Genomic DNA, 21,263 nt, shown 5'->3' with positions numbered 1-21,263 from the left:
TTAAGGTCTTCGGCGGTGGCGACCCTGGGGGATACCTAGACAAGTATTCGATTCGCGACTCGATCGTGGATGGTACCACCGTGCCCCTCCACTACCAGATGGCCCCCAATGACTTGTTGGTGGATCGCGAAGCGATGGAGCGCGAGTTCTGGGCTGCGGCGGAGCTCGAGGGTGTGGCGGATATCGAGGAGATCAACCGCGTACTCGATCGCGCCGTCACCCTCAAGAACATGCTCAAGAACCGGGAGCGGGTGGTGAGAATCGCAGGATTTGTGGCCGATCATTTCCGCAGCTATGTGGAGCCGATGGGGTATAAGGCCTTTTTGGTCGCAGCAGACCGGGAGGCGTGCTGCTTTTACAAGGAGGCCTTGGACCGCTACCTTCCCCCGGAATACTCGGAAGTGGTGATCAGCCGGGGGGCGAACGACCCGAAACACGTGCGCCGCTACCACCTGAGTGACGAGGAGGAGGCGCGGGTGCGTCAGGCTTTTCGCAAGCCCGACGAGAACCCGCGGATCCTGATCGTCACCGAAAAGCTGCTTACCGGCTACGATGCGCCGATCCTCTACTGCATGTACCTCGATAAGCCGATGCGGGACCACGTCCTTTTGCAGGCGATTGCCCGCGTCAACCGCCCCTACGAGGACGAGGATGGGCGGCGCAAGACCAACGGCCTCATCGTCGATTTCGTGGGGATCTTCGACAACTTGGAGCGTGCGCTGGCTTTCGATTCTGCAGAGGTGGAGGGGGTGGTCGAGGGGCTCGATGTGCTCCAAGAGCGCTTTGCCTCCTTACTGGAACTGGGGCGAAGCGAGTTTCTTCCTCTGGCTGTGGGCAAAAGCGCGGACAAGGCCGCGGAGGCGGTGCTCGAGCACTTCCGCGACAAAGAGGCGCGAGAGTCCTTCTACGCCTACTTTCGCGAACTCGAAGAGGTGTATGAGATTCTATCGCCTGACCCCTTTCTCCGTCCGTTCCTTGAGGATTACCAGAAGATTGTCGAGATGTATCAGCTTTTGCGCAGCGCCTACGAGCCACACGTTCCCGTGGACAAATCGTTCCTGCGCAAGACCGCAGAGATCGTCCAGAAACATACGGACACCAACGCTTTGCATGAGCCCGGGGCGACCTATGAAATCGGCGCACAGGCACTTTGGGCGCTGGTGAAAGAGGAAAAGCCCGAGACGGTCAAGGTGTTCAACCTGCTCAAAGAGTTGCACCAGTTGGTCGACGCTCAGAGCAAAGTGCAGCCCTACCTGATCCCCATCGGTGAGCGAGCCGAAGCGATCCGCCGCGCCTTTGAGGAGCGGCAGGTGAACAGCCAGCAGGCCCTGCAGGAACTGACCACCTTGGTGGGCGATTTGCAGAAGGCTCAAGAGGAGCGTGGAGAGAGTAACCTTTCGCCTGAGGCTTTTGCCGTCGCCTGGTGGCTCCGAGTGCACAAGGGGGTTGATCAGGAGAAGGCACAGCGCCTGGCGGCTACTTTGGACCCTGCGTTCCAGAATTTCCCGCACTGGGGGGTGAGTGCAGCGCACGAGCGCGAACTGAGGAAACTCGTTTACCAAGCATTGATCGACGCTGGCGTCCAGGAAGTGGTCGGCTGGACCGATGAGCTGCTGACCCTGCTGCGAAGAGCTGTGCCATGAGCATCGTGGGCGAGAAGAGGGGAGAACTGCATGGGGAGGCTGCCGTTGTGCGCGACATTCTGCTTGCAGAGGTCCGCGCTTGGGCACGCCGAATCGGTGTGGAAGCCCGCGTCAAAGAGATCCATATTCGCCCCATGAAGCGGAAGTGGGCGAGTGTTTCAACTCGTGGGCGGCTCACGTTGAACGAAGAGCTCATGACTCAGCCATCCGCCTTTCGCCGCGAGGTTATTGTCCACGAGCTCGTGCACTTGAAGGTTGGGAATGGGTTGCACAATAAACTTTTTCGCGCCCTGGTACGGACATACCTTTCTCAGGTGTGCGATGATCACGCGCACCATAAAAATCGCCCCGCACGAGGCGGGGCGACGATGGGCGCTCTCTCTTGAGGCGCTCGGCGCTGCGGGGTGCGGCAACGCCCACACCCCAGAGAGCAGCAAGTTACTGCATTACGCCGGTTTTTTCGCAGCCGGCGCAGCGGCAGCTTTTTGCGCCGTTTGGGCGGCGGTGCTCACCGCTTTGGTCGCAGCGTTCGTTGCAGCGGTGAGATTCGCTTCAACGATCTCATTGACTTGCTGGAAAGCCTTCTGGATGTTTTCGTAGGCGGCGCTCGTCGCGGCAAGGGCCGATTTTGCGGCGTTGATCGCCACTTCCGAACCCGCGGGGGCCGACTTCGCGAGGTTGTCCAAGAGGTCGGCGATCTCTTTGTTGATCGCGTTGATTTGCTCTTCGGCGACTTTGCTCAGTTCGTTCCGGTGCTGTTTGAGCAGTTCGGCCACTTTGCGCTGCTGGTTCATCAGCTCTTCGACGTTGCCGGTGACAAACTTTTGCACCTCTTGCCAGGCAGCTTGCGGGTCTTTTTGCGCTACCAGCGTTTGGCTCTGTTGCGCAAAACGCTCCATGTTGCCCCGGAGCATCTCAAGCGTCATGTTGGTGAGCTTTTCGCCCAGGGCAAAGTTTTGGTTGGCAATCGTCAGCCAGGCTTCAGAGATTTTGCGCTGGTTGTTGGCGAGTTGTTCGATGAGTTGCGTGTTCATGGTCAGTCCTCCTGATGAGTCGTCAAAAATGTTGCGGTGCAACATGAAACACTATAGCGACTCATCGTGGATTTGTCAACCGTTTTTTGTGCAGTGCAACAAATTACCGGTTCTTGAATTGGGGCGGGCGTTTTTCGAGGAACGCCTTCATCCCTTCTTTCTGGTCTTCCAGTGCGAAGGCCGCGTGGAAGAGGCGGCGCTCGAAGTGAAGGCCCTCGGCGAGGGTGGTCTCAAAGGCGCGGTTTACGCACTCCTTGATCATCATCACCACGGGTAGCGAGAAGCTCGCGATCGTCTGCGCAACCGCAAGCGCCTCCTCAAGGAGCCGCTCGGTTGGGACGACGCGGGAGACGAGTCCAGCGCGTTCGGCCTCGTCTGCCTTCATGAAGCGGGCGGTGAGGCAGAGGTCCATCGCTTTGGCTTTGCCGATGGCGCGGGGGAGCCGCTGGGTGCCGCCAGCACCGGGAAGAATCCCCAGTTTGATCTCGGGTTGGCCGAATTGGGCGTTCTCGGCGGCGATAATGATGTCGCACATCATCGCGAGTTCGCACCCCCCGCCCAGAGCGTAGCCGGCCACTGCAGCGATGATCGGCTTGCGGCAGCTCTTGATCCGCTCCCAGTTGCGGGTGATGTAGTCGGTGCGGTAGGCGTGCTGGTAGTCGAATTCGGCCATTGCGCCGATGTCGGCGCCGGCCGCGAACGCCTTTTCGTTCCCGGTGAGAACGATCGCGCCGATGTTGTCGTCCGCTTCCATCGCGTCGAGCGCCGCGCCAATCGCGTCGATGACCGTGTCGTTGAGCGCGTTCATCCGCTCGGGGCGGTTGAGGCGGATGAGCCCTACTTTGCCGTGAATTTCGCTGAGAACAACGGGGGAAGTAGCGGTGTGACTCATGGTTTTGACTCCTTGGGTGGTGGGTTTTTGGGTTGAATGATTGCGCGCACCCGGCCGTTCGGTGCCGAGGAGGCCGCGCCGCTCTTGGTGACCTGGTAGGTTTCGCTGCCGACCTCATAGACGATCACCGCCCCTTCGACCAGGTCACCCCCAGAGGTGACGCGGGCTTTACCGGTGAGCGTCAGCCGCTCGGCGCGGGCGTCGTAGATCAGCCGTTCTGCTTCGCCGGTGATCCATTCGTCCGAACCCTCTTTCTGCTGGCGAAAGGTCGCGAGCCGCCCCTTGCCGATCGCCGTACCGGTGCGAAAACCTTGGTCGTCTTGGGTGACGATCACCTCGTCGGCGCGAATTTCGAGCGTCCCTTGCTGGAGCAGAACGCCCCCTTCAAAGCGGTGGACCCGTTCCCGTTCGTCTACAGTGATGCGGTCGGCGTCGATCCGTACCGGCTGTTCGCGGTCGCTCTTCTTGGCAAGGATCGGCGGCGCGAGGAGAAGTCCCAGCAGGAGGATCAGGATTCCGCCGTGCCGACGAAAGGGAGAGGGGTTATGGGTTGTTCGGGAGAAGGCGTGTGTGGGCATCATCGTCGCGCTCGCGCTGAAGATTTGGCGGAGGGGGTTCCCCGTTCTGTTCGTGGAGTCGTTTCGTTGGGTGGCGGCCAATAGACGTGGGCGTGGCCGACGAGGTGGACGCGGGTGAGGTTTTCTTCTGCCGAAAAGGTGTCGCCATAGGCCCACTGGGTCTCCTGAAGGAGCCAGGTGGGGAAGGTGCTTGCCGCGCGCGACTCATCGGGCCATAGGCTGAGCGCTTCAGAGGCGAGCGCGAGGGGTTGCGCGTCAGCGGCGTCACGGCGCAGGCGCACGGTGCCGCTCGCGTCGAGCCGCCGTTCGCTCTCGATCCAATCGGCATGTTGCGCATAGGCGACCAGATGGTAGGGGGGGCGGAACGACTCCCAGCGCACCCCAGTGAGGTGCATGATTCCGTTTTCCCGATCGTGTTCCACTCTGTCAGCCTCAAGGAGCTGCTCAAGCAGGCCATTTGCTCCGTAAATAGCGGTCTCGGTCTCGAGGGCCACCGAGTCGATGCACGGTGGCAAGAGGGGTTGGGGCATGAGGGCCGCTCGTTCTCGTTCCGCGAGCCACCAGAGGAGGAGCGACACGGCCGCGACGCCTGTAAGGAGCGCAGTCGTCCGGATCGTCTCGCCGGTAATTCTCATGGGGAGGCGGCTCCGAGCGCTTCGGCGATGAGCGGTGCTAGGCGGCCCTGCACGGCAAGGAGCCAGTCGCACACTTCGCGGACCGCACCAAATCCCCCGGGGAAGCGGGCAAGGTAGTCGACACGGGCGCGAACCTCGGGATGGGCGTCGGCGGGTGCGGCAGAGAAGCCACAGTGGCTGAGGATTTCGAGGTCGACGATGTCGTCGCCCATGTAACCTGCTTGCGCAAACGTCAGATTGCGGCGGGCAAGGAGCGCGGTGAGGCAGCCGAGTTTGTCTTCGACCCCCAGGTAACATTCGCGAATGCCGAGTTCAGCGCACCGCGCTTCAAGCGCCGGTGAGCGGCGGCCGGAGATGACTACAACGGTGATACCGGCGCGCATCAGGAGCTTCAACCCGTGGCCGTCTCGACTGTGAAAGACTTTAAGCGTCTCCCCCTCGGGGCCGTAATAAAGACGGCCGTCGGTCATCACGCCGTCGACGTCAAACCCCATCAGGCGAACGGCGCGTGCTCTTTCCTCCCGCTCCATGTTAGATCACCTTCGCAAGCATCAGGTCGTGCATGTGGGCGGCTCCGGCGACTCTTCCCGCGTCGTCGGTCGCGATGATCTGGTTGATGCGGTGGGTCTCCATGTAGCGCGCAGCCTCAGCGGCGAGCACCTGTGCCGGAAGGGTCTTGGGCTGCTTGTGGGCGACTTCGCCGATGCGCGCATGCTGCCAATCGGTGCCGCGTTCGAGCAGGCGGCGCAAATCGCCGTCGGTGAAGATGCCCATCGGGCGCTCGTCGCGGTCGACGACGATCACCATCCCCATCCCGCCGCGGGTCATCGTGACGAGCGCTTCGGTAAAAGGGGTTTCGGCGGTCGCGACCGGGCACCGTTCGCGCGGGCGCATCACATCCGCAAGGCGGAGCAGCAGTCTTCGGCCAAGGGCACCCGCGGGGTGAGTACGGGCAAAATCGTCGGGGCCAAAACCGCGCGCTTCAAGGAGCGCCATCGCGAGTGCGTCTCCGAGGGCGAGCGTGGCGGTGGTGCTTGCGGTCGGGGCAATGTTGTGCGGACACGCCTCCTGCGGTACGGAGACGTCGAGGACGATTTCGGCAGCTTGCGCCAGCGGCGACTCCCGCCGCCCAGTGACCGCGATGAGGTGGGCGCCGAACCGTTTGATCGCAGGGAGAATCGTGAGGAGCTCCTCCGATTGTCCCGAATAGGAGATCGCTACCACCACATCTTTCGGGGTGATCATCCCGAGGTCACCGTGCGCCGCTTCCGTCGCGTGGACGAAGTAGGCGGGGGTACCTGTCGAGGCGAGCGTTGCGGCGATCTTCCGGCCGATGTGTCCCGATTTTCCGACGCCCGTGACGATGACGCGGCCGCGCGCGGCAAGGATCGTGCGGACCGCGCGGACAAAGGAGTCGTCGCTGCGCAAGCGTGCTCGGATCGCTTCCAGCGCCGCGATTTCGATCGTGAGCGTCGTCTCACCCCGGGCGATGATTCCCTCGGGGGAGAGCCTTTGAGACGGTTCGGCCATAGAGGTGAGTTCCGATATACTGGCGCGTAGTATAGCAAATCGCTCACCCCAGGATCGGAATGCACGAGACGCTTTTTCTTTTGGTGACGCTCCTTTTGGGCTCGGTGGTGACGGTGGGGGTGACCCGGCGCATGGGATTGCCGCCGATCATCGGGTATCTCCTGGTCGGGGTCGTCATCGGGCCAAGTGGCCTCAACCTCCTGCGCGAAACGGCAACCGCGCAGTCGGTTGCGGAGTTCGGGATTGTCTTCCTGATGTTTTCGATCGGGTTGGAGTTTTCGCTCGCGCACCTGAAGGCGATGCGACGGGTCGTCTTCGGGCTCGGCGCGATCCAGGTACTGGTGACCGTTGCCCTCTTGATGGGGGTTGCGGCGGCCGTGGGGCTGTCGTGGATCGGTGGCTTTGTGGTCGCTTCGGCGCTCGCGATGTCGTCGACGGCCATTCTATCGAAATTGCTCAGTGAGCGGATGGAGCTGGAAAAGCCCCACGGACGCGAGGTGATCGGGGTGCTGCTCTTTCAGGATCTTGCCGTGGTGCCGATCCTCATTTTAATGCCTGCGCTGGCGAAGGGTGGAGAGGGGGAGTGGTTCGTGCCGCTCGCGCTGGCGTTTCTCAAGGCGACGATTGCCCTTGCCGTGGTGTTGCGGTTTGGCCAACCGCTGATGCGCCGCTGGTTCGGGTGGGTGGCGCGCGAGCGGTCGAGTGAGTTTTTCACCCTGAATGTGCTGCTGGTGACGATCGGCATGGCGATGCTTTCGGAGCTGCTGGGGTTGTCGCTTGCGCTGGGCGCCTTTTTGGCGGGGATGTTGATCGCCGAGACCGAATACCGCTACCAGGTCGAGGAGGATATCAAGCCGTTCCGCGACGTGCTGTTGGGTCTTTTCTTCATTACCGTGGGGATGTTTCTCGATGTCCGCGTCGTCGTGGCGTTCCTCCCTTGGGTGGCGGCGACGATCGTGGTCGTCGCTGGGGTCAAAGCGGCAGTGGTCTGGTTGGGGTCGCGCGCAATGGGGAGCGACACCGCGACCGCGTTACGGAGCGCTTTGTGGCTCGCCACCGCGGGCGAATTCGGTTTTGTCGTCTTGGCGCTCGGTGAGCGGTTCGACCTCACGCCGCAGCCGTGGCCGCAGGTGGTCGCGGCGTCGCTCGTCCTCTCGATGCTCATGGCACCCCTCATCGTGCAGTTCTCCGATCAGATCGTGCTGCGGGTGGTGGCCAGCGAATGGCTGCGCCGCTCGCTTGAGCTCACCCAGATCGCCGCGCGCACGGTGCGGATCAAGGCGCCGGTGCTGCTCCTCGGTTACGGCCGCACCGGTCAGCATATGGCGAAGCTGCTCGACAAGGAGGGGATCAGCATCGTTGCCCTCGATCTCGACCCCGAACGGGTCCGACGTGCCCAAGCGGCGGGTGAAAACGTCGTCTATGGGGACGCGGCCCGTTCCGAGGTGTTGAAGGCAGCGGGATTGATGCGGGCCCAGGCGGTGGTCATCACCTTTTCCGACCGCGACGCGGCGTTGCGGATCCTCTCTGCGGTTCAGGCGCTGCGTCCCGAGGTGCCGGTGGTGGTGCGGGTGCGCGACGAAAGCGACATGGAGCGGATGTTTGCGGCTGGAGCGGCCGAGGTGATCCCCGAGGCGATCGAGGTGGCGGTGATGATGGCGGTTCAGACCTTGGCGCTCGTCGGAGTGCCGCTCCCCAAGGTGGTCCGTCATCTCCGTGCGTTGCGTGAGGAGCGCTACCGCCTTTTCCGGGGCTTCTTTTCCGGGGTGACCGATCTTGCCGACGAGGAGTCGGATGCCGGAGCGGTGCGGTTGGATACCTTTGTCGTCGAGGAGCGCAGCCCTTGGATCGACCGGGCGCTTGCCGATTTGGCGCTCGACCAGTTGGGGGTCGAGGTGGTGGCGGTGAGGCGGCGCGGCATTCGCGGCGCGTCGCCTGATCCCCATTTCGTCTTGCGGCAGGGGGATGTGCTCATCGTGCGCGGGAAGGTTGCAGCGCTCGAGGCGGCGCGGGAGCGCTTTTTGGCCGGGCCGGAGGAGTGAGGGAGCGATTCGCCTCTTCAGTCGGTCAGACGCGTGGGAAAGGGATGAAGCGGGTCAACACAGCGGCGGGGAAGGTAACCGCCGGCCATCGCGGTGGCGGTCTGCGTCGGCAGATGGATGCGGCGGATAAAGTAGCGAATCTGCTCTGGGCCCTCGAGACGGTAGGTGCCGACGAGCGCGATGGGGTCGCTGGTGGTGTCGGAAAGAAGCGCCGTGACATCGCGGGTAAGGAGCTTCAACCCCCCCTCGTCGAGGCGAAAGTCGGCGCCCAGCTCCACAACGCGCACCGGTTGGCGGCACTGCTGCTGCCAGGCGAGGCGAAACTCCTCGCTCAGCCGCTTCCCCACCGGTTGGGGCTGGTAGCGGTCCACAGTGACAAAGTCGGGGATGACCACCGGATAGGTGCACAGCACGCCTTGGCAGCTGCAGAGTGCCGCGGCGCTCGCTTCCATCCGTTCCCGCAGGAGCTGCGCGCACGGGGTGAGCTGCTCGGTGAGCGTCGTCGTGGGTGCGCACGCCGCAAGCAGAGTGGTTGCCGCAACGGCGGCGACAGTTGTTGGCGTTTTTCCGCTCATCATGCAGAGGACTATTGTCCGCGGATGATGCGCATCGGACGAAGAGCGTCGTGGTCGGTGAGGAGATGCGCCACCTCATCGTCCAGCGGCAGCCGCACCTCAGAACTTGCGACGACAACTCCTGTGGCGACATCGGTGATGCGGGCGTGGAGGAGCACTTCGTTCGGCGTTACGGTGTAGGTGCCGGTGAGTGCCGCGGCGGTGGCGTATTGGTACTCCAGCCGTTTGGGATCGCGCGAGAGGACGAACTCTCCTTCCGGGGTAACCGAAACGGCTTTGCTGAGGCGCACGTCGTAGAGGTTCCAACCGCGGACCTGAAGGCGTGCCACAAGCCCTTCGGTAAGCACCCGCCCGAGCGGCGAAGTATCGTCAATGCGGTCGAGATTGACGAAGGTCGCTGCGATGATCGCTGGGAAGGCGGTCTTGTGTTTGCTGTTGGCGTCGAGCTGTTCCGCCATCAAGTTGAGCGCCTCAGTGAGCGAATGAAGCGATGCGGTAGTGGTTCGTGAGCGGTACGCTGGGCGCATCGCAATCGAGGGGCCGTCCCCTGCTGCTTCCAGAGTGCGGGGGGTCTGCTCCAAGGCCTTCTGGCGCTCCCCTTGCGCGGTGACGGTCACCGAGGTGCAACCGGCAACGAGCGTCAGGGCAACGAACGCTCCGGTGATCAGACGGAACTCCATGGTTTGCTCCTCTTTACTTTTCCGTTGCCTTATTATCGGCAGCTGCGCGAAAAACTTGAGGCAATTTTAGCGGGAAAAAGCGGGCCAATTCTTGGCGCGCGCCTCGGGTATAATTATTTATTGTTACGGTAACCAAGAGAGAGGCGTGGCGAGTCGTCTGGTTGCGGAGCTGCGGGGCGTCAATGCCGGCTACGGTGCGCGTCAGATCCTGTACGGGATCGACTTTACGGTCCATCAGGGTCAGGTGGTAGCGATCATGGGGGGGTCGGGCTCTGGGAAGACGACCCTCTTGCGGCTGCTCACCGGCCAGCTGCGGCCATGGTCGGGCGAGGTGACCGTGCTCGGCGTGCCGCTCGCTACCGCCAACGAGGCGGCGCGCTATCAGCTGCGGCGGCGCATCGGGATGCTCTTTCAGTTTGGCGCCCTCTTTACCGACCTCAACGTCTTCGATAACGTGGCGTTCCCGTTACGGGAACACACGAAACTTCCTGAAGAGTTGATTCGCGATCTGGTGCTCCTCAAACTCGAAGCAGTGGGGTTGCGGGGTGCGGCGCATTTGCGCACCAGTGAGCTTTCGGGAGGGATGGCGCGGCGTGTGGCGCTCGCGCGCGCAATTGCTCTTGATCCGGCGCTCATTCTCTACGACGAGCCTTTCGCAGGTCTGGACCCAATTTCGCTTGCGACGATCGGGGCGCTGATTCGCCGGTTGAACGATGCGCTCGGCGCAGCCTCAGTCGTGGTGACCCATGACGTTGCCGAGTCGCTAGAGATCGTCGATTACATCTACTTCGTTTCGCGGGGCAGAATCGTTGCCCACGGGACGCCCGACGCGATCCGCAACGCGACCGACCCCTTTGTGCGGCAATTTGTCCATGGTGAGATCGACGGTCCTGCCCCCTTTCACTATCCGGCGCCGCCGTTGCGTGATGCGCTCCTGGAGGAAGCATGATCGAGTCGATTGCGCGCCTTGGGCGACTCACGATCGAAGCGGTGACCCAGCTGGGGTTGGCGGCGCGTTTTTTTGTCGCGCTTCTTAGCCACTCCGGGATGACCTTTCGTCGGGTGCCGCTCCTCATCCGCGACCTCTTTTTTGCGGGGGTGCTGTCGATCCTGATCATCGCCGTCTCCGGGGCGTTTGTTGGCCTCGTGCTCGGTCTGCAGGGGTACGACACGCTGCAGCGGTTTGGTTCAGAGACGGCGCTTGGCGGGGTGGTGGCGCTGTCTTTGCTCCGTGAGTTGGGGCCGGTGGTTGCGGCGCTCCTCTTCGCGAGCCGCGCCGGGAGCGCGATGACCGCAGAGATCGGCTTGATGAAAGCCACCGAGCAGCTCGACGCGATGGATGTGATGGCTGTGAACCCCCTCGCGCGGGTCGCGGCGCCGAAATTTTGGGCTGGGGTGATTGCGATGCCGCTCCTTGCGGCGCTCTTCTCCGCAGTGGGGATTTTAGGGGGGTGGTTCATCGGGGTGGTGGTGATCGGGGTCGATCACGGTACCTTTTGGTCGCAGATGCAGAATGCGGTCGATCTCGACGAAGATGTCCTCAATGGCCTCGTGAAGAGTTTCGTCTTCGGCGTGATCGTCACCTGGATCGCGGTTTTTCAGGGGTGGAGTGCGCTGCCCACTGCCGAAGGGGTGTCGCGCGCGATCACCAAGACGGTGGTCTATGGGGCATTGGCGGTGCTTGCTGCCGATTTTGTTCTGACGGCATTTATGTTTATTGGACGGTGAGATGGAACGCAAAAGTTGGGATCTCTGGGTTGGGTTTTTTGTGCTCCTTGGGATTGCCGCTCTCTTTTTCCTCGCTTTCGAGGTCTCAGGGGCAGCGACGTCGCGCGTCGAAGGGGAGACGATCCGGGTCGTCGCCTACTTCGACAACATCGGGGGGCTCAAAGTGAAGGCACCGGTGAAAAGTGCCGGGGTGCTTGTTGGCCGAGTCACCGCGATTCGCCTCGATCCCAAGAGCTATCGCGCTGAAGTGACGATGGCGCTCACCAAGGCGATCCCTTTTCCCAAGGATTCGAGCGCGAGCATCTTGACCGCAGGGCTCTTGGGCGAGCAGTATATCGGCATTGAAGCGGGCGCAGACGAGCGCAATCTCGAAGAGGGCGACCGGATTGCGCTCACCCAATCGGCGGTGGTGCTGGAGAAGTTGATCGGCCAGTTTTTGGTCAATAAGGCTGCGGAGTGAGGGTAATGAAGCGTTCATTCGTATGGCAACAGATCGGTCGCTGGGTTGTGGGCGCGGTGGTTGCGCTTGTGGTCACCGGCTGCGCCCATCACCCGAAAGGGGGCGCGGGGCAACCCCCCCAGGTTGCAAGTGGTGTCGCCACCTCACCCGCCGACCCGTGGGAGCCCTTCAACCGGGCGATGTTTGCCGTCAATGAGTTCCTCGACCGCCTCGTGGTTCGCCCCGTTGCCCAGCTCTACGACACGCTTCCGGAGATTCCCAAAAAAGGGGTGAGCAACTTCTTTGGTAACCTCGGGGATCTGTGGATCGGGTTCAATAACTTGCTCCAGGGAAAACCTGCTGAGGCGGCGAACGACTGGATGCGCTTTGCCTTCAACTCGACCTTTGGGATCTTTGGCCTCTTCGACATTGCGTCGGAAGCGGGGCTGCCGAAGCACAATGAAGACTTCGGCCAGACACTCGCCCGGTGGGGGGTGGCAGACGGGCCCTATGTGGTCCTACCGATTCTCGGCCCGAAGACGCTGCGCGACGCAGTGGCGTGGCCGCTCGATCGCCAAGGGGACCCGACGACCCATCTTGCCGACGATTCGGCACGCTTTGCGGTGAAGTCGCTCGATATTGTCTCGACTCGGGCGCGCCTCTTGCCTCTGGATGAGCAAGCAGAGAGCGCGATCGACAAATACGCCTATGTCCGCGATGCCTATCTGCAACGGCGCCATTACCTGATCAACGACGGCAATCCGCCCGTGGTTTACGAACGTTTCGAATAAGGAGTGATGGATGGAAAATGGGAAACGTCGCTTGTGGTTGAAAGGAGCTTGGACTGCGCTCCTTGCCCTGCCGATGGTGGGGTGGGGGATGCTCCAGGCAGCAGCAGGTGAACCACAGGACCCGGTGGCACTGGTTCAGAATCTCTCCGACCAGGTTCTCAGCTACCTCAAGAGTAACCCAGTTACCGATGAGCGGAGTCGCGAGGCGTTCGTTGCGTTTGTCGAAAAGACGGTGTTGCCCCATTTCGACATGGCGCGGATGACGTCGCTTGCGGTAGGGCCAGCTTGGCGCCAAGCGACCGCTGAGCAACGCCAGCGACTCACCGCTGAGTTTCAGAAGCTGCTCCTCAGAACCTACTCCAACGCGGCACGGGAGTACCGCGACGAGCGGCTCGAATTCCTTCCCGAGCGCCGTGGGGCCAACGACCCCTATGTGCGGGTCGCCGCGCGCATCGTGCGCTCTGGGGCCGAACCGATCGACGTGCAGTATGTGCTCGAGAATCGTGACGGCGCGTGGAAGATCTTCGACGTGGTGATTGCGGGGGTGAGCCTCGTCACCAACTACCGCGGCAGTTTCACGGCCGAAATCAACCGCAGTGGCATCGACGGGTTGATTCGTCTCCTTGCTGATAAGAATGCGCGCGGAGAGACCGACCCGGTGCCCGGTAAGAGTACCCATGGCTGAGCGGTCGATTGCCCTCTCAGGGGCGGTGACGGTCTATACTGCGCACGAGTGGCTTCCCCGCTATCCGCAGGGGGAGGGGGCGGTGACCGTTGACGCGAGCGCGGTGACCGAGTGTGATTCGGCGCTGATCGCCCTGCTGTTGGCGTGGTTGCGGCGCGCTGAACGGGAGGGGGTCGCGCTCCTTGTGCGCCATCTTCCGCCGAGTGCCTCGGCGCTCGCAACCATCTACGGTGTCGCGCCGATCCTGAACCGATGACGGCGGCGATCGACATTCGGGGTGCAGTGAAACGCTTCGGCGCATTCACTGCGGTAGCAGGCATTGACCTGACTGTTGCCGAAGGGGAGTTCTTCGGGCTGCTCGGGCCCAACGGTGCCGGGAAGACGACGCTCATCTCGATGCTTGCGGGCCTGATGCGACCCACCGCGGGCTCGTTGGCGGTGATGGGGTACGATGTCGTGACCGACTACCGTCGTGCCCGGCGCGCGATTGGCGTGGTCCCGCAGGAGCTTGTTTTTGACCCCTTTTTCACGGTGCGGGAGTGTTTGCGCTTCCAGTCGGGGTATTACGGCATTGCGCGCAACGACGACTGGATCGACGAGCTCCTGGTGGGGTTGGGTTTGGCCGAGAAGGCGGATGCGAACCTCCGAACCCTCTCCGGCGGCATGAAACGGCGGGTAATGGTCGCGCAGGCGTTGGTTCATCGCCCTCCGGTGATCGTGCTCGACGAGCCGACGGCTGGTGTCGACGTGGAACTGCGGCAAAGCCTCTGGCAGTTCATTCTCAAGCTCAACAAAGCGGGCCATACGGTTGTCCTCACGACCCACTACCTGGAAGAGGCGGAAACGTTGTGTGATCGCATCGCGATGATGAAAGGGGGGCGAATCGTCGCGCTTGACCGAACCCATGAGCTCCTCGCCCGTTCAGGCGGTAAAGATCTCGAAAGCGTCTTTTTGGAGGTGATGCGTGGCGCAGCCTAGAATCGTGCCGAACGCGATCGAGCCGACCGCCGGGGCGGAGTGGGTGGCGTTTGTCACGCTCTTCACCAAAGAGGTGGCGCGCTTCTGGAAGGTGGCGTTGCAGACGATCGCCGCACCGGTGTTGAACGCCCTTCTCTTTCTCCTCATCTTTACCCATGTGCTCGACCGCCACGTCACCACCTATGGGGAGGTGGCCTATACCACCTTTTTGATTCCTGGGCTTGCGATCATGAGCGTGATGCAAAATGCCTTTGCGAACAGCAGCTCGTCGCTCATCCAAAGCCGAATCACCGGGAATCTCGTCTTTCTCCTCGTCACGCCGATGTCGAACGCCACCCTCTTTTGGGGCTACGCCCTTGCCGCCACGTTGCGCGGCATCGTGGTGGGGGGTGCGGTTTTGCTGCTGACGGCGCCGTTTATCGCGTTGCCGTTCGCACAACCCCTTTGGGTATTTGCTTTTGCGCTCATCAGCGCGCTGTTGATGGGGGCATTCGGGATCGTCGCGGGGATCTGGTCGGAGAAGTTCGACCATCTTGCGGCATTTCAGAATTTTCTCGTGATGCCGCTCACGATGCTCTCAGGCGTCTTCTATTCGGTGGCCGCACTTCCCCCTTTCTGGCAGCAGGTGAGCCACTGGAACCCCTTCTTCTATCTGATCGACGGGTTTCGCTACGGCTTCTTCGGCCAATCGGACAGTGACCCGAGGTTGAGCCTTGCGGTGGGGATCTTCGCGACGACGGTCGTCCTCCTCTGGGCCTACCGCTGGATCGCCACCGGCTATAAACTGCGGCAATAGCCGACCGACAAGGAGAGAAAACGATGATCGACGCTTCTATGATCGCTGCGCGCATTCGCGCTGCGCTCCCCGACGCGACCGTCGAGGTGGTGAGCGACGACAATGTCCATTTTACGGCTCTGGTGGTCTCGCAGGCGTTCGAAGGGCTTCGCCGCGTGGCGCAACATCAGCTGGTCTATCGTGCGATCGGCCCGGAGCTCGGCAACGAGATCCACGCGCTGCAACTGACGACGATGACGCCTGCCGAATGGCAGGCCGATCGTGGCCATGGGGGGTGAGCGCGTGGCGAAACTTGCGATCGTCGGCGGCAGGCGTCTGGCCGGTGAAGTGCTCTGTTCCGGAGCGAAAAACGCCGTTTTGCCGATGCTCTGCGCGGCGCTCCTTACCCGCGACGCAGTGACGATCACCGGCGTACCACAGCTCCAGGATGTCGCGACGCTGCTGACCCTCCTCTCCCGCATGGGGGTGCGCATCACGCAGGAGGGCGACGCGGTGACCCTGTGCGCGGAGACGATTGCCGACCCCCGTGCGCCCTACGAACTCGTCAAGACGATGCGCGCCTCGATCCTGGTGCTGGGGCCGCTCGTTGCGCGCGTCGGGGAGGCGGTCGTCAGCCTTCCCGGTGGCTGTGCCATCGGCGCGCGCCCAGTCGATCAACACCTCAAAGGGTTGGCAGCGATGGGGGCCGAAGTGGCTGTGGCGCACGGCAATATCCACGCCCGTGCGGTGCGGCTCAAAGGGGCGCGGATCGTTCCTGACGTCGTCACGGTGACCGGCACCGAGAATCTGCTGATGGCTGCGGTGCTCGCTGACGGGGTGACCGTGATCGAAAATGCGGCGCGCGAGCCGGAGGTGACCGACCTCGCGCAGCTCCTCGTGGCGATGGGAGCGCGGATCTCGGGGATCGGCACCGACACGCTGGTCGTTGAAGGGGTTTCAGCGCTTCATGGCGCCACCTATCCGGTCATGAGCGACCGGATCGAAGCGGGCACCTACCTCTGCGCCGCGGCGATCACCGGCGGCGAAGTGGTGTTGCGTCGCGCCCCCGTTCATGCGCTCGACGCGGTATTGGGGAAGCTGCGGGAGGCTGGCTGTACGATTCGTTGCGGTGCCGATTGGTTGGCGCTCACCGCCCCGCCGCGCTTAAATGCCGTCGATATCCGCACCGCCCCTTATCCCGGTTTTCCCACCGACATGCAGGCCCAATTCATGGCGCTCGACACGGTTGCGCGGGGAAGCGGCGTCATTCGGGAAACGATCTTTGAAAACCGCTTCATGCACGCGGTGGAACTCCAGCGGCTCGGGGCGAACATCCACATCGACGGGGCAACCGCAGTGGTGACCGGCGTGGAGCGGTTGGAAGGGGCCGAGGTGATGGCGACCGATCTGCGTGCTTCGGCGGGCTTGGTGATCGCCGGCCTTGCGGCCGAGGGGGAGACGGTGATCGATCGCATCTACCACCTCGACCGCGGTTACGAGCGGTTAGAAGAGAAGCTGCGGCTGATCGGTGCCGAGATTTGCCGAATATCGCCCGCTTTTGAAGAGCAAATCGGCTAAAATCGCCGTCATGGAAACGATTACCCTTGCGCTCTCGAAAGGGCGCATCTTCGAAGAGACGCTGCCGCTCTTAAAGGCGGCGGGAATTACGCCAGCATGCGACCCTGAGTCGTCGCGTCAGTTGATCATCCCGACGAACCTTCCCCACGTGCGCCTGTTGATCGTCCGCGCAACCGATGTCCCCACCTATGTCCAGTATGGCGGCGCCGACCTCGGGATCGCGGGGAAAGATGTGCTCCTCGAGCATGGCGGGGAGGGGCTCTACCAGCTCCTTGACCTCGGGATCGCCCGCTGTCGTCTCTCCGTTGCCGTTCCGCAGGCGTTCGATTACGCTCAGGCGGTCCGGTTGGGAAGCCGGATCCGCGTCGCGACGAAGTATCTCCAGAGTGCCCGTGCCCATTTCGCGGCCAAAGGGGTCCATGTCGACCTCATCAAGCTCTACGGTTCGATGGAACTTGCGCCGCTCGTGGGGCTGGCCGACGCGATCGTCGACCTCGTCTCCACTGGTTCGACGCTGCGCGCCAATGGCCTCGTTGAGGTCGAGCGCATTGCCGAGATCTCGAGCCGCCTTATCGTCAATCAGGCAGCGCTCAAAGTGAAACGAACGCTCATTCAACCGCTCGTCGGCATCTTCGAGGAGAGTAGCCGTGACCGATCCGCTTGAATCCTTTGCCATTCCTGAAGTGCGGCGCCTCGACGCGACGAGCGCCGATTTTCTTCGCGACCTCGACCGGCTGTTGGCGTTGGAGAGCGAAACCGATCAAGCCATTGTCGCGCGCGTCGATGAGATTCTCCGCGCGGTGCGCACGACGGGGGATGCGGCGCTCCTTGCCTACACCGAACGGTTTGACGGCGTTGCCGCGCGGTCGATGCTCGATTTGACGTTACCGCCCAGCGCCCTCGAGGCGGCTTGGCGCTCCCTCTCGGAAGCCCAACGAGCCGCGCTTGAAGCGGCAGCCGAACGGATTCGCAGCTACCACGAGCGGCAGAAGGCCGAAGGGTGGATGATCGAAGAGACCGACGGCACGCGCCTTGGCATCAAAGTGACGCCACTCGATCGCGTTGGTCTCTACGTTCCGGGCGGAAGAGCTGCCTACCCGAGCTCTGTCCTGATGAATGCGATTCCGGCGAAGGTCGCGGGGGTGAAAGAGCTGATCATGGTTACCCCCACCCCTCACGGCGAACGGAACCCCTTGGTGTTGGCCGCGGCCTACCTCGCTGGCGTCGACCGGGTCTTCACCATCGGCGGCGCTCAGGCGGTCGCAGCACTCGCATATGGCACCGAGACGATTCCTCAGGTCGACAAGATTGTTGGTCCCGGGAATGCCTATGTCGCAGAGGCGAAGCGCCGCGTTTTCGGGGTCGTCGGCATCGACATGATCGCGGGCCCCTCCGAGGTGCTGATTCTCAACGACGGAAGCGGCCACCCCGATTGGGTCGCGATCGATCTCTTTGCGCAAGCGGAACACGATGAACTCGCGCAGTCAATCCTGGTGAGCACCGACCGCCACTTTTTGGACCGCGTCGCTGAAGCGATCGCGCGCCTGTTGCCGGCGCAACCCCGGCGGGCGATCATCGCCCAGTCGCTCGCAAACCGCGGCGCGCTGATCTACGCCCCCGACCGCGCGGCTGCGATCGCGATCGCCAACCGAATCGCCCCCGAGCACCTCGAGCTTGCGGTGGAAGCGCCTGAGGCGTGGGAGCCAGAGATCCGCCACGCTGGGGCGATCTTCCTCGGCCACTGGTCGGTGGAGGCATTCGGCGACTACTGCGCCGGACCCAACCACGTGCTGCCGACGATGCGCAGCGCCCGTTTCTCGTCGCCCTTGGGGGTGTGGGATTTTCAAAAGCGCACGAGTCTCTTGGCCGTCTCCCGTGCTGGGGCAGCGAAACTCGCGCCGATCGCCGGCCTTTTGGCTGATGGCGAAGGGCTTGCGGCGCACGCGGCGTCAGCGCGGCTGCGGGGGTAGCGGCGTCAGCCGCTTTTCACGGCGCTTCAAGCGCTGCTCCCCCGTAAGGGAGAACTCCCCAGCACGGTGCCGGGATGCGGGCTTGGAGCGTTGCGAGGTTTTCGGCGAACGCCCTCATTGCGGGATCGAGCTGGTTCGCGATCCACCCCGCGAGGGTGAGGGGGCGACGCGCAATCGCCTCGACGGTGAGGAGCGCATGGTTGAGGCACCCGAGCCGCATCCCGACGACGAGCACTACCGGCAACTGCAGCGTCACCGCGAGGTCGGCGACCGTCTCACACTCAGAGAGCGGCGCCAAAAATCCCCCCACCCCTTCGACGAGGAGCCAATCGCACTGCGCGCGGGCTGCGTTCACCGCGTCGGCAATCCGGGAGAATTCGACCCTGACCCCTTCGTGGCGGGCGGCGAGGTGGGGGGAGATCGGTTCGGCAAAACGGTAGAGATTGACCACCTCGGCGGGGAGCGCGACGGTACTTGCGGCAGTGAGGCGTGCCACGTCGTCGTTGTTGCCGAGGGGGTCGCAACCGGCGGCGACCGGTTTTAGCCCCGCAACCCGAAGTCTTTGCGCGGCCTTGGTGCGCAGGAGCACCGCGCAGACGGTGGTTTTGCCGATCTCGGTGTCGGTGCCGGTGACGAAATAGGCTTCACTCATCGGGTGGTTGTCGCGAGCTGTGAGATTGTAAACACGATGTTTGCAGGCGCTGACCGGATGTTCGATTGTCATTGAGCAGCTATCCGCAGTGCTTTTGCCATTTCTGGCGCCAGCGATTCGGCGAAACTTCCGGTCAGGTGCTGGCTGTCCCGATACGTCACCCGCCCGTCCAGCTCCGCACGGCATACGCCATCCGGGCAGATATACGGCCCCATGTCGATGAACTCGACGTTGGGGAAGCGCGCCGCAGCGCTGCGTATCCAAGTTTGGACATTGGCGGCTTGTGGCGATACGGCAGGTGCGCTGCATGATCCTGATAGTTGCAGCCACGCAGGGCGCAAGGCCTGTTGCATCAAGCACTCTGGGCCATCGAAGGGCAGGGCAGGCGTATCTGCCAGCAGGACGATGCGGCGCACGGCAGGGCTTAGCTTGGCCAGCACGCGAGCAGTCCCTTCCGTCCACTGTTGCTGGGTGAAGTTAGCCGGTGCGCTTCCGAAAATGAAGAGATCGGGTTTCAGTGCTTGAACATGCCGCAGGGCTGCATCGCGCCACTGCGCGCACTCGGTGTACTCGCGGCCGATGCGGGCGTAAAAGATGGGCTCGTCGACCATCGGGCATGACGACTTTGTGATGACGAGCAAACGCCAGACACCCCCTTCCAGCGCGCGGTGCACCGCGGGGAACCATTGGCCAACATGGCTGTCACCCATCAGCACCGCGGTATGAGGGGCCTGTTCGCTCCCGAAACTGCAGATGCGCACTGCGGCGCTATGGTACCAGTCGTCGCAGCCCATGGGGTAGATGGCCGGGACATCCACGCGCGCGGCTGCGTAGCGTTGCAATGCCGGGGTCTGCAATGCGTCGCTGGCCTGCCGTGTCCAGTGCGTTGCCAATACGACCATCGCGGCCATGCCGGCCAGCGAGACGAGCACGGCGGCACGGGGGAAGGCCAGCCACTGCCGCCAACGACGCAGCGGCGCTTCGACGAGAGCGTAGGACATCGCGGCCAGTACAAGCGAAAACGCGACCAGCAGTGCCCTGTATTCCGGTGCTTGGTTCCCAGTGTAAGCCACGCCCAGCAATAGCACCGGCCAATGCCACAGATACCAGGAATAAGAGATGCGTCCCAGCCATTGCAGCGGCGGCAGCGAGAGCAGTATGCTGGCGCCGCGCTGCTCGCCCGGCAGGCAGCCTGCCAGCACAACCATCGCCGCGCCCAGGGTGGGCAGCAGCGCCCATGGGCCGGGATAGGCGCGCTGGGCATCCAGCAGCAGGCCGCTGGCAACGATCAGCCACAGCCCCAGCAGGCCAATCCAGGGTGAGGCACGCGTCAGGTTGCGGGAAGCTGGCGGCGTGCGTGCAAACATCAGCCAGACCAGAGCGCCTGCGGCGAACTGCCAAGCGCGCAACGGCATCATGTAGAAGGCCAGCAACGGCGTTGTGCGGGTCAGGGCGATGCACGCCAGCAGGCTAGCCAGCAACACCACCCACATGCCAATCCTGAGCCTGGCGATGCCGCGTTCTCCATCGCGCGCCAGCAGCCACAACACCAGCGCGGGCCAGACCAGATAGAACTGCTCCTCCACGCCGAGCGACCAGGTGTGCAGGTACAGGTTGGTTTCGCTGCCGGGCGCAAAGTAATCCAGGTTGCCCAGCGCGAAGTACCAATTGCTCAGCCAGAGTGCCGCCATCTGCGCCGTCAGGAACTGCTCGCCCAGTGCGGCAGGCGAGAGCAGCCAACGCGATACAACGCCCACGACAAGAAGCATCATCAAAAGCGCAGGCAGCAGCCGCCGCAAACGGCGCACATAGAAGGGCAGCAGCTGAATCCGCCCCGTGGTCGTCGCCTCTTGCACAAGCTTACCGGTGATCAGGAAGCGTGACAGGACGAAGAACACGTCCACGCCGATGAAGCCCCCGGCCAGCCAGGGCACTCCGGCATGCGCCGCGACCACCAGCAGGATGGCGATGGCGCGTAACCCTTCGATGTCGGAGCGAAAGCGCAGGTGGTCAGCGTCCTGTGTGTTCACGCGTTTCTTGGATGCCCTGGTTTTTTAA

General features: G+C 63.0%; 25 protein-coding genes. 15 read left to right on the top strand and 10 right to left on the bottom strand.

Annotated elements, in window-relative coordinates; genetic code table 11:
• Both ACYQ6T_RS09410 and ACYQ6T_RS09405 read left to right on the top strand, forming a co-directional pair.
• Positions 1-1,643: type I restriction enzyme subunit R domain-containing protein (locus ACYQ6T_RS09410; protein ID WP_459830311.1), on the top strand; the 1,643-nt coding region annotated here is incomplete at its 5' end.
• Positions 1,640-2,029 carry a M48 metallopeptidase family protein gene (locus ACYQ6T_RS09405; RefSeq protein WP_459830310.1) on the top strand — a complete coding sequence of 130 codons (390 nt, stop codon included), beginning with the start codon at positions 1,640-1,642 and terminating at the stop codon, positions 2,027-2,029. The genes ACYQ6T_RS09410 and ACYQ6T_RS09405, both read left to right, overlap by 4 nt.
• A 60-nt stretch (positions 2,030-2,089) precedes the next feature.
• On the opposite strand, the gene ACYQ6T_RS09400 is transcribed toward ACYQ6T_RS09405, so the two are convergent.
• From ACYQ6T_RS09400 to ACYQ6T_RS09375, 6 genes are all read right to left on the bottom strand, one after another.
• A complete protein-coding gene (locus ACYQ6T_RS09400) occupies positions 2,090-2,677 on the bottom strand; it encodes a phasin family protein (RefSeq protein WP_459830308.1) in 588 nt (195 codons plus the stop codon).
• 103 nt (positions 2,678-2,780) lie between these two features.
• Complete coding sequence (locus ACYQ6T_RS09395; RefSeq protein WP_459830306.1) at positions 2,781-3,569, bottom strand: enoyl-CoA hydratase; 789 nt, start codon at positions 3,567-3,569, stop codon at positions 2,781-2,783.
• Positions 3,566-4,150, bottom strand: a complete 585-nt coding sequence (lptA, locus tag ACYQ6T_RS09390) for a lipopolysaccharide transport periplasmic protein LptA (RefSeq protein WP_459830304.1) — start codon at positions 4,148-4,150, stop codon at positions 3,566-3,568. The genes ACYQ6T_RS09395 and lptA overlap by 4 nt, the downstream gene beginning before the upstream one ends.
• Complete coding sequence (gene lptC, locus ACYQ6T_RS09385) at positions 4,147-4,782, bottom strand: LPS export ABC transporter periplasmic protein LptC (RefSeq protein WP_459830303.1); 636 nt, start codon at positions 4,780-4,782, stop codon at positions 4,147-4,149. Before lptC ends, lptA begins: the two co-directional genes overlap by 4 nt.
• Positions 4,779-5,312 (bottom strand): KdsC family phosphatase, encoded by a 534-nt coding sequence (locus ACYQ6T_RS09380; RefSeq protein WP_459830301.1) that lies wholly within the window; start codon positions 5,310-5,312, stop codon positions 4,779-4,781. The genes lptC and ACYQ6T_RS09380 overlap by 4 nt, the downstream gene beginning before the upstream one ends.
• Before the next feature lies 1 nt (position 5,313).
• Positions 5,314-6,312: a KpsF/GutQ family sugar-phosphate isomerase gene (locus tag ACYQ6T_RS09375; RefSeq protein ID WP_459830300.1), complete on the bottom strand. Its 999-nt coding sequence runs from the start codon at positions 6,310-6,312 to the stop codon at positions 5,314-5,316.
• A gap of 59 nt (positions 6,313-6,371) precedes the next feature.
• Between ACYQ6T_RS09375 and ACYQ6T_RS09370 the strand changes: the two genes are divergently transcribed.
• Positions 6,372-8,354, top strand: coding sequence for a monovalent cation:proton antiporter family protein (locus ACYQ6T_RS09370; RefSeq protein ID WP_459830298.1), 1,983 nt, complete (start codon positions 6,372-6,374; stop codon positions 8,352-8,354).
• Positions 8,355-8,371: 17 nt separating this feature from the next.
• Here ACYQ6T_RS09370 and ACYQ6T_RS09365 read toward each other — a convergent pair whose 3' ends face one another.
• Together ACYQ6T_RS09365 and ACYQ6T_RS09360 are read right to left on the bottom strand one after the other, a co-directional pair.
• The gene (locus ACYQ6T_RS09365) at positions 8,372-8,929 is read right to left on the bottom strand and encodes a hypothetical protein (RefSeq protein ID WP_459830296.1); all 558 of its coding nucleotides are present in this window, start codon (positions 8,927-8,929) and stop codon (positions 8,372-8,374) included.
• An 11-nt stretch (positions 8,930-8,940) separates the two neighbouring features.
• The gene (locus tag ACYQ6T_RS09360) at positions 8,941-9,609 is read right to left on the bottom strand and encodes a FlgO family outer membrane protein (RefSeq protein ID WP_459830295.1); all 669 of its coding nucleotides are present in this window, start codon (positions 9,607-9,609) and stop codon (positions 8,941-8,943) included.
• 145 nt (positions 9,610-9,754) lie between these two features.
• Between ACYQ6T_RS09360 and ACYQ6T_RS09355 the strand changes: the two genes are divergently transcribed.
• The 12 genes from ACYQ6T_RS09355 to hisD are packed head-to-tail and all read left to right on the top strand — an operon-like array spanning position 9,755 to position 18,553.
• Positions 9,755-10,558 (top strand): ABC transporter ATP-binding protein, encoded by an 804-nt coding sequence (locus ACYQ6T_RS09355; protein ID WP_459830293.1) that lies wholly within the window; start codon positions 9,755-9,757, stop codon positions 10,556-10,558.
• Positions 10,555-11,337 carry a lipid asymmetry maintenance ABC transporter permease subunit MlaE gene (gene mlaE, locus ACYQ6T_RS09350; protein WP_459830292.1) on the top strand — a complete coding sequence of 261 codons (783 nt, stop codon included), beginning with the start codon at positions 10,555-10,557 and terminating at the stop codon, positions 11,335-11,337. Before ACYQ6T_RS09355 ends, mlaE begins: the two co-directional genes overlap by 4 nt.
• 1 nt (position 11,338) lies before the next feature.
• The gene (gene mlaD, locus ACYQ6T_RS09345; RefSeq protein ID WP_459830291.1) at positions 11,339-11,797 is read left to right on the top strand and encodes an outer membrane lipid asymmetry maintenance protein MlaD; all 459 of its coding nucleotides are present in this window, start codon (positions 11,339-11,341) and stop codon (positions 11,795-11,797) included.
• 5 nt (positions 11,798-11,802) lie between these two features.
• On the top strand, positions 11,803-12,567 hold the full coding sequence (locus ACYQ6T_RS09340; RefSeq protein WP_459830289.1) for an MlaA family lipoprotein: 765 nt from the start codon (positions 11,803-11,805) through the stop codon (positions 12,565-12,567).
• Between the two features lie 10 nt (positions 12,568-12,577).
• The gene (locus ACYQ6T_RS09335) at positions 12,578-13,252 is read left to right on the top strand and encodes an MlaC/ttg2D family ABC transporter substrate-binding protein (protein WP_459830288.1); all 675 of its coding nucleotides are present in this window, start codon (positions 12,578-12,580) and stop codon (positions 13,250-13,252) included.
• Positions 13,245-13,508, top strand: coding sequence for an STAS domain-containing protein (locus ACYQ6T_RS09330; RefSeq protein ID WP_459830286.1), 264 nt, complete (start codon positions 13,245-13,247; stop codon positions 13,506-13,508). The genes ACYQ6T_RS09335 and ACYQ6T_RS09330 overlap by 8 nt, the downstream gene beginning before the upstream one ends.
• Positions 13,505-14,230 carry an ABC transporter ATP-binding protein gene (locus ACYQ6T_RS09325; RefSeq protein WP_459830284.1) on the top strand — a complete coding sequence of 242 codons (726 nt, stop codon included), beginning with the start codon at positions 13,505-13,507 and terminating at the stop codon, positions 14,228-14,230. Before ACYQ6T_RS09330 ends, ACYQ6T_RS09325 begins: the two co-directional genes overlap by 4 nt.
• Entirely contained in the window at positions 14,217-15,026 is an 810-nt protein-coding gene (locus ACYQ6T_RS09320) for an ABC transporter permease (RefSeq protein WP_459830282.1), read from the top strand. The genes ACYQ6T_RS09325 and ACYQ6T_RS09320 overlap by 14 nt, the downstream gene beginning before the upstream one ends.
• 23 nt (positions 15,027-15,049) lie before the next feature.
• Positions 15,050-15,304, top strand: coding sequence for a BolA family protein (locus ACYQ6T_RS09315; protein WP_459830280.1), 255 nt, complete (start codon positions 15,050-15,052; stop codon positions 15,302-15,304).
• 4 nt (positions 15,305-15,308) lie between these two features.
• Positions 15,309-16,583 (top strand): UDP-N-acetylglucosamine 1-carboxyvinyltransferase, encoded by a 1,275-nt coding sequence (gene murA, locus ACYQ6T_RS09310; RefSeq protein WP_459830313.1) that lies wholly within the window; start codon positions 15,309-15,311, stop codon positions 16,581-16,583.
• 10 nt (positions 16,584-16,593) lie between these two features.
• A complete protein-coding gene (gene hisG, locus ACYQ6T_RS09305) occupies positions 16,594-17,247 on the top strand; it encodes an ATP phosphoribosyltransferase (protein ID WP_459830279.1) in 654 nt (217 codons plus the stop codon).
• Positions 17,231-18,553, top strand: a complete 1,323-nt coding sequence (gene hisD / locus ACYQ6T_RS09300; RefSeq protein WP_459830278.1) for a histidinol dehydrogenase — start codon at positions 17,231-17,233, stop codon at positions 18,551-18,553. Before hisG ends, hisD begins: the two co-directional genes overlap by 17 nt.
• Before the next feature lie 16 nt (positions 18,554-18,569).
• Here the strand turns inward: hisD and bioD are convergent, their stop codons facing one another.
• Together bioD and ACYQ6T_RS09290 are read right to left on the bottom strand one after the other, a co-directional pair.
• The gene (gene bioD, locus ACYQ6T_RS09295) at positions 18,570-19,205 is read right to left on the bottom strand and encodes a dethiobiotin synthase (protein WP_459830277.1); all 636 of its coding nucleotides are present in this window, start codon (positions 19,203-19,205) and stop codon (positions 18,570-18,572) included.
• Between the two features lie 68 nt (positions 19,206-19,273).
• Complete coding sequence (locus ACYQ6T_RS09290; protein ID WP_459830275.1) at positions 19,274-21,235, bottom strand: acyltransferase family protein; 1,962 nt, start codon at positions 21,233-21,235, stop codon at positions 19,274-19,276.
• Positions 21,236-21,263 lie beyond the last annotated feature (28 nt).

The organism is Hydrogenophilus islandicus, assembly GCF_054657095.1.
This window is presented reverse-complemented; position numbering and strand designations above follow the sequence as displayed.

Excerpts from the sequence above, each read along its gene's own strand:
- ACYQ6T_RS09395 (WP_459830306.1), bottom strand. The coding sequence starts at position 3,569 with ATGAGTCACACCGCTACTTCCCCCGTTGTTCTCAGCGAAATTCACGGC.
- mlaE (WP_459830292.1), top strand. The coding sequence starts at position 10,555 with ATGATCGAGTCGATTGCGCGCCTTGGGCGACTCACGATCGAAGCGGTG.
- ACYQ6T_RS09405 (WP_459830310.1), top strand. The coding sequence starts at position 1,640 with ATGAGCATCGTGGGCGAGAAGAGGGGAGAACTGCATGGGGAGGCTGCC.
- ACYQ6T_RS09400 (WP_459830308.1), bottom strand. The coding sequence starts at position 2,677 with ATGAACACGCAACTCATCGAACAACTCGCCAACAACCAGCGCAAAATC.
- ACYQ6T_RS09365 (WP_459830296.1), bottom strand. The coding sequence starts at position 8,929 with ATGAGCGGAAAAACGCCAACAACTGTCGCCGCCGTTGCGGCAACCACT.
- bioD (WP_459830277.1), bottom strand. The coding sequence starts at position 19,205 with ATGAGTGAAGCCTATTTCGTCACCGGCACCGACACCGAGATCGGCAAA.
- lptC (WP_459830303.1), bottom strand. The coding sequence starts at position 4,782 with ATGAGAATTACCGGCGAGACGATCCGGACGACTGCGCTCCTTACAGGC.
- ACYQ6T_RS09335 (WP_459830288.1), top strand. The coding sequence starts at position 12,578 with ATGGAAAATGGGAAACGTCGCTTGTGGTTGAAAGGAGCTTGGACTGCG.
- ACYQ6T_RS09325 (WP_459830284.1), top strand. The coding sequence starts at position 13,505 with ATGACGGCGGCGATCGACATTCGGGGTGCAGTGAAACGCTTCGGCGCA.
- ACYQ6T_RS09375 (WP_459830300.1), bottom strand. The coding sequence starts at position 6,312 with ATGGCCGAACCGTCTCAAAGGCTCTCCCCCGAGGGAATCATCGCCCGG.
- ACYQ6T_RS09360 (WP_459830295.1), bottom strand. The coding sequence starts at position 9,609 with ATGGAGTTCCGTCTGATCACCGGAGCGTTCGTTGCCCTGACGCTCGTT.
- ACYQ6T_RS09380 (WP_459830301.1), bottom strand. The coding sequence starts at position 5,312 with ATGGAGCGGGAGGAAAGAGCACGCGCCGTTCGCCTGATGGGGTTTGAC.
- hisG (WP_459830279.1), top strand. The coding sequence starts at position 16,594 with ATGGAAACGATTACCCTTGCGCTCTCGAAAGGGCGCATCTTCGAAGAG.
- lptA (WP_459830304.1), bottom strand. The coding sequence starts at position 4,150 with ATGATGCCCACACACGCCTTCTCCCGAACAACCCATAACCCCTCTCCC.
- ACYQ6T_RS09315 (WP_459830280.1), top strand. The coding sequence starts at position 15,050 with ATGATCGACGCTTCTATGATCGCTGCGCGCATTCGCGCTGCGCTCCCC.
- ACYQ6T_RS09340 (WP_459830289.1), top strand. The coding sequence starts at position 11,803 with ATGAAGCGTTCATTCGTATGGCAACAGATCGGTCGCTGGGTTGTGGGC.
- ACYQ6T_RS09330 (WP_459830286.1), top strand. The coding sequence starts at position 13,245 with ATGGCTGAGCGGTCGATTGCCCTCTCAGGGGCGGTGACGGTCTATACT.
- ACYQ6T_RS09370 (WP_459830298.1), top strand. The coding sequence starts at position 6,372 with ATGCACGAGACGCTTTTTCTTTTGGTGACGCTCCTTTTGGGCTCGGTG.
- mlaD (WP_459830291.1), top strand. The coding sequence starts at position 11,339 with ATGGAACGCAAAAGTTGGGATCTCTGGGTTGGGTTTTTTGTGCTCCTT.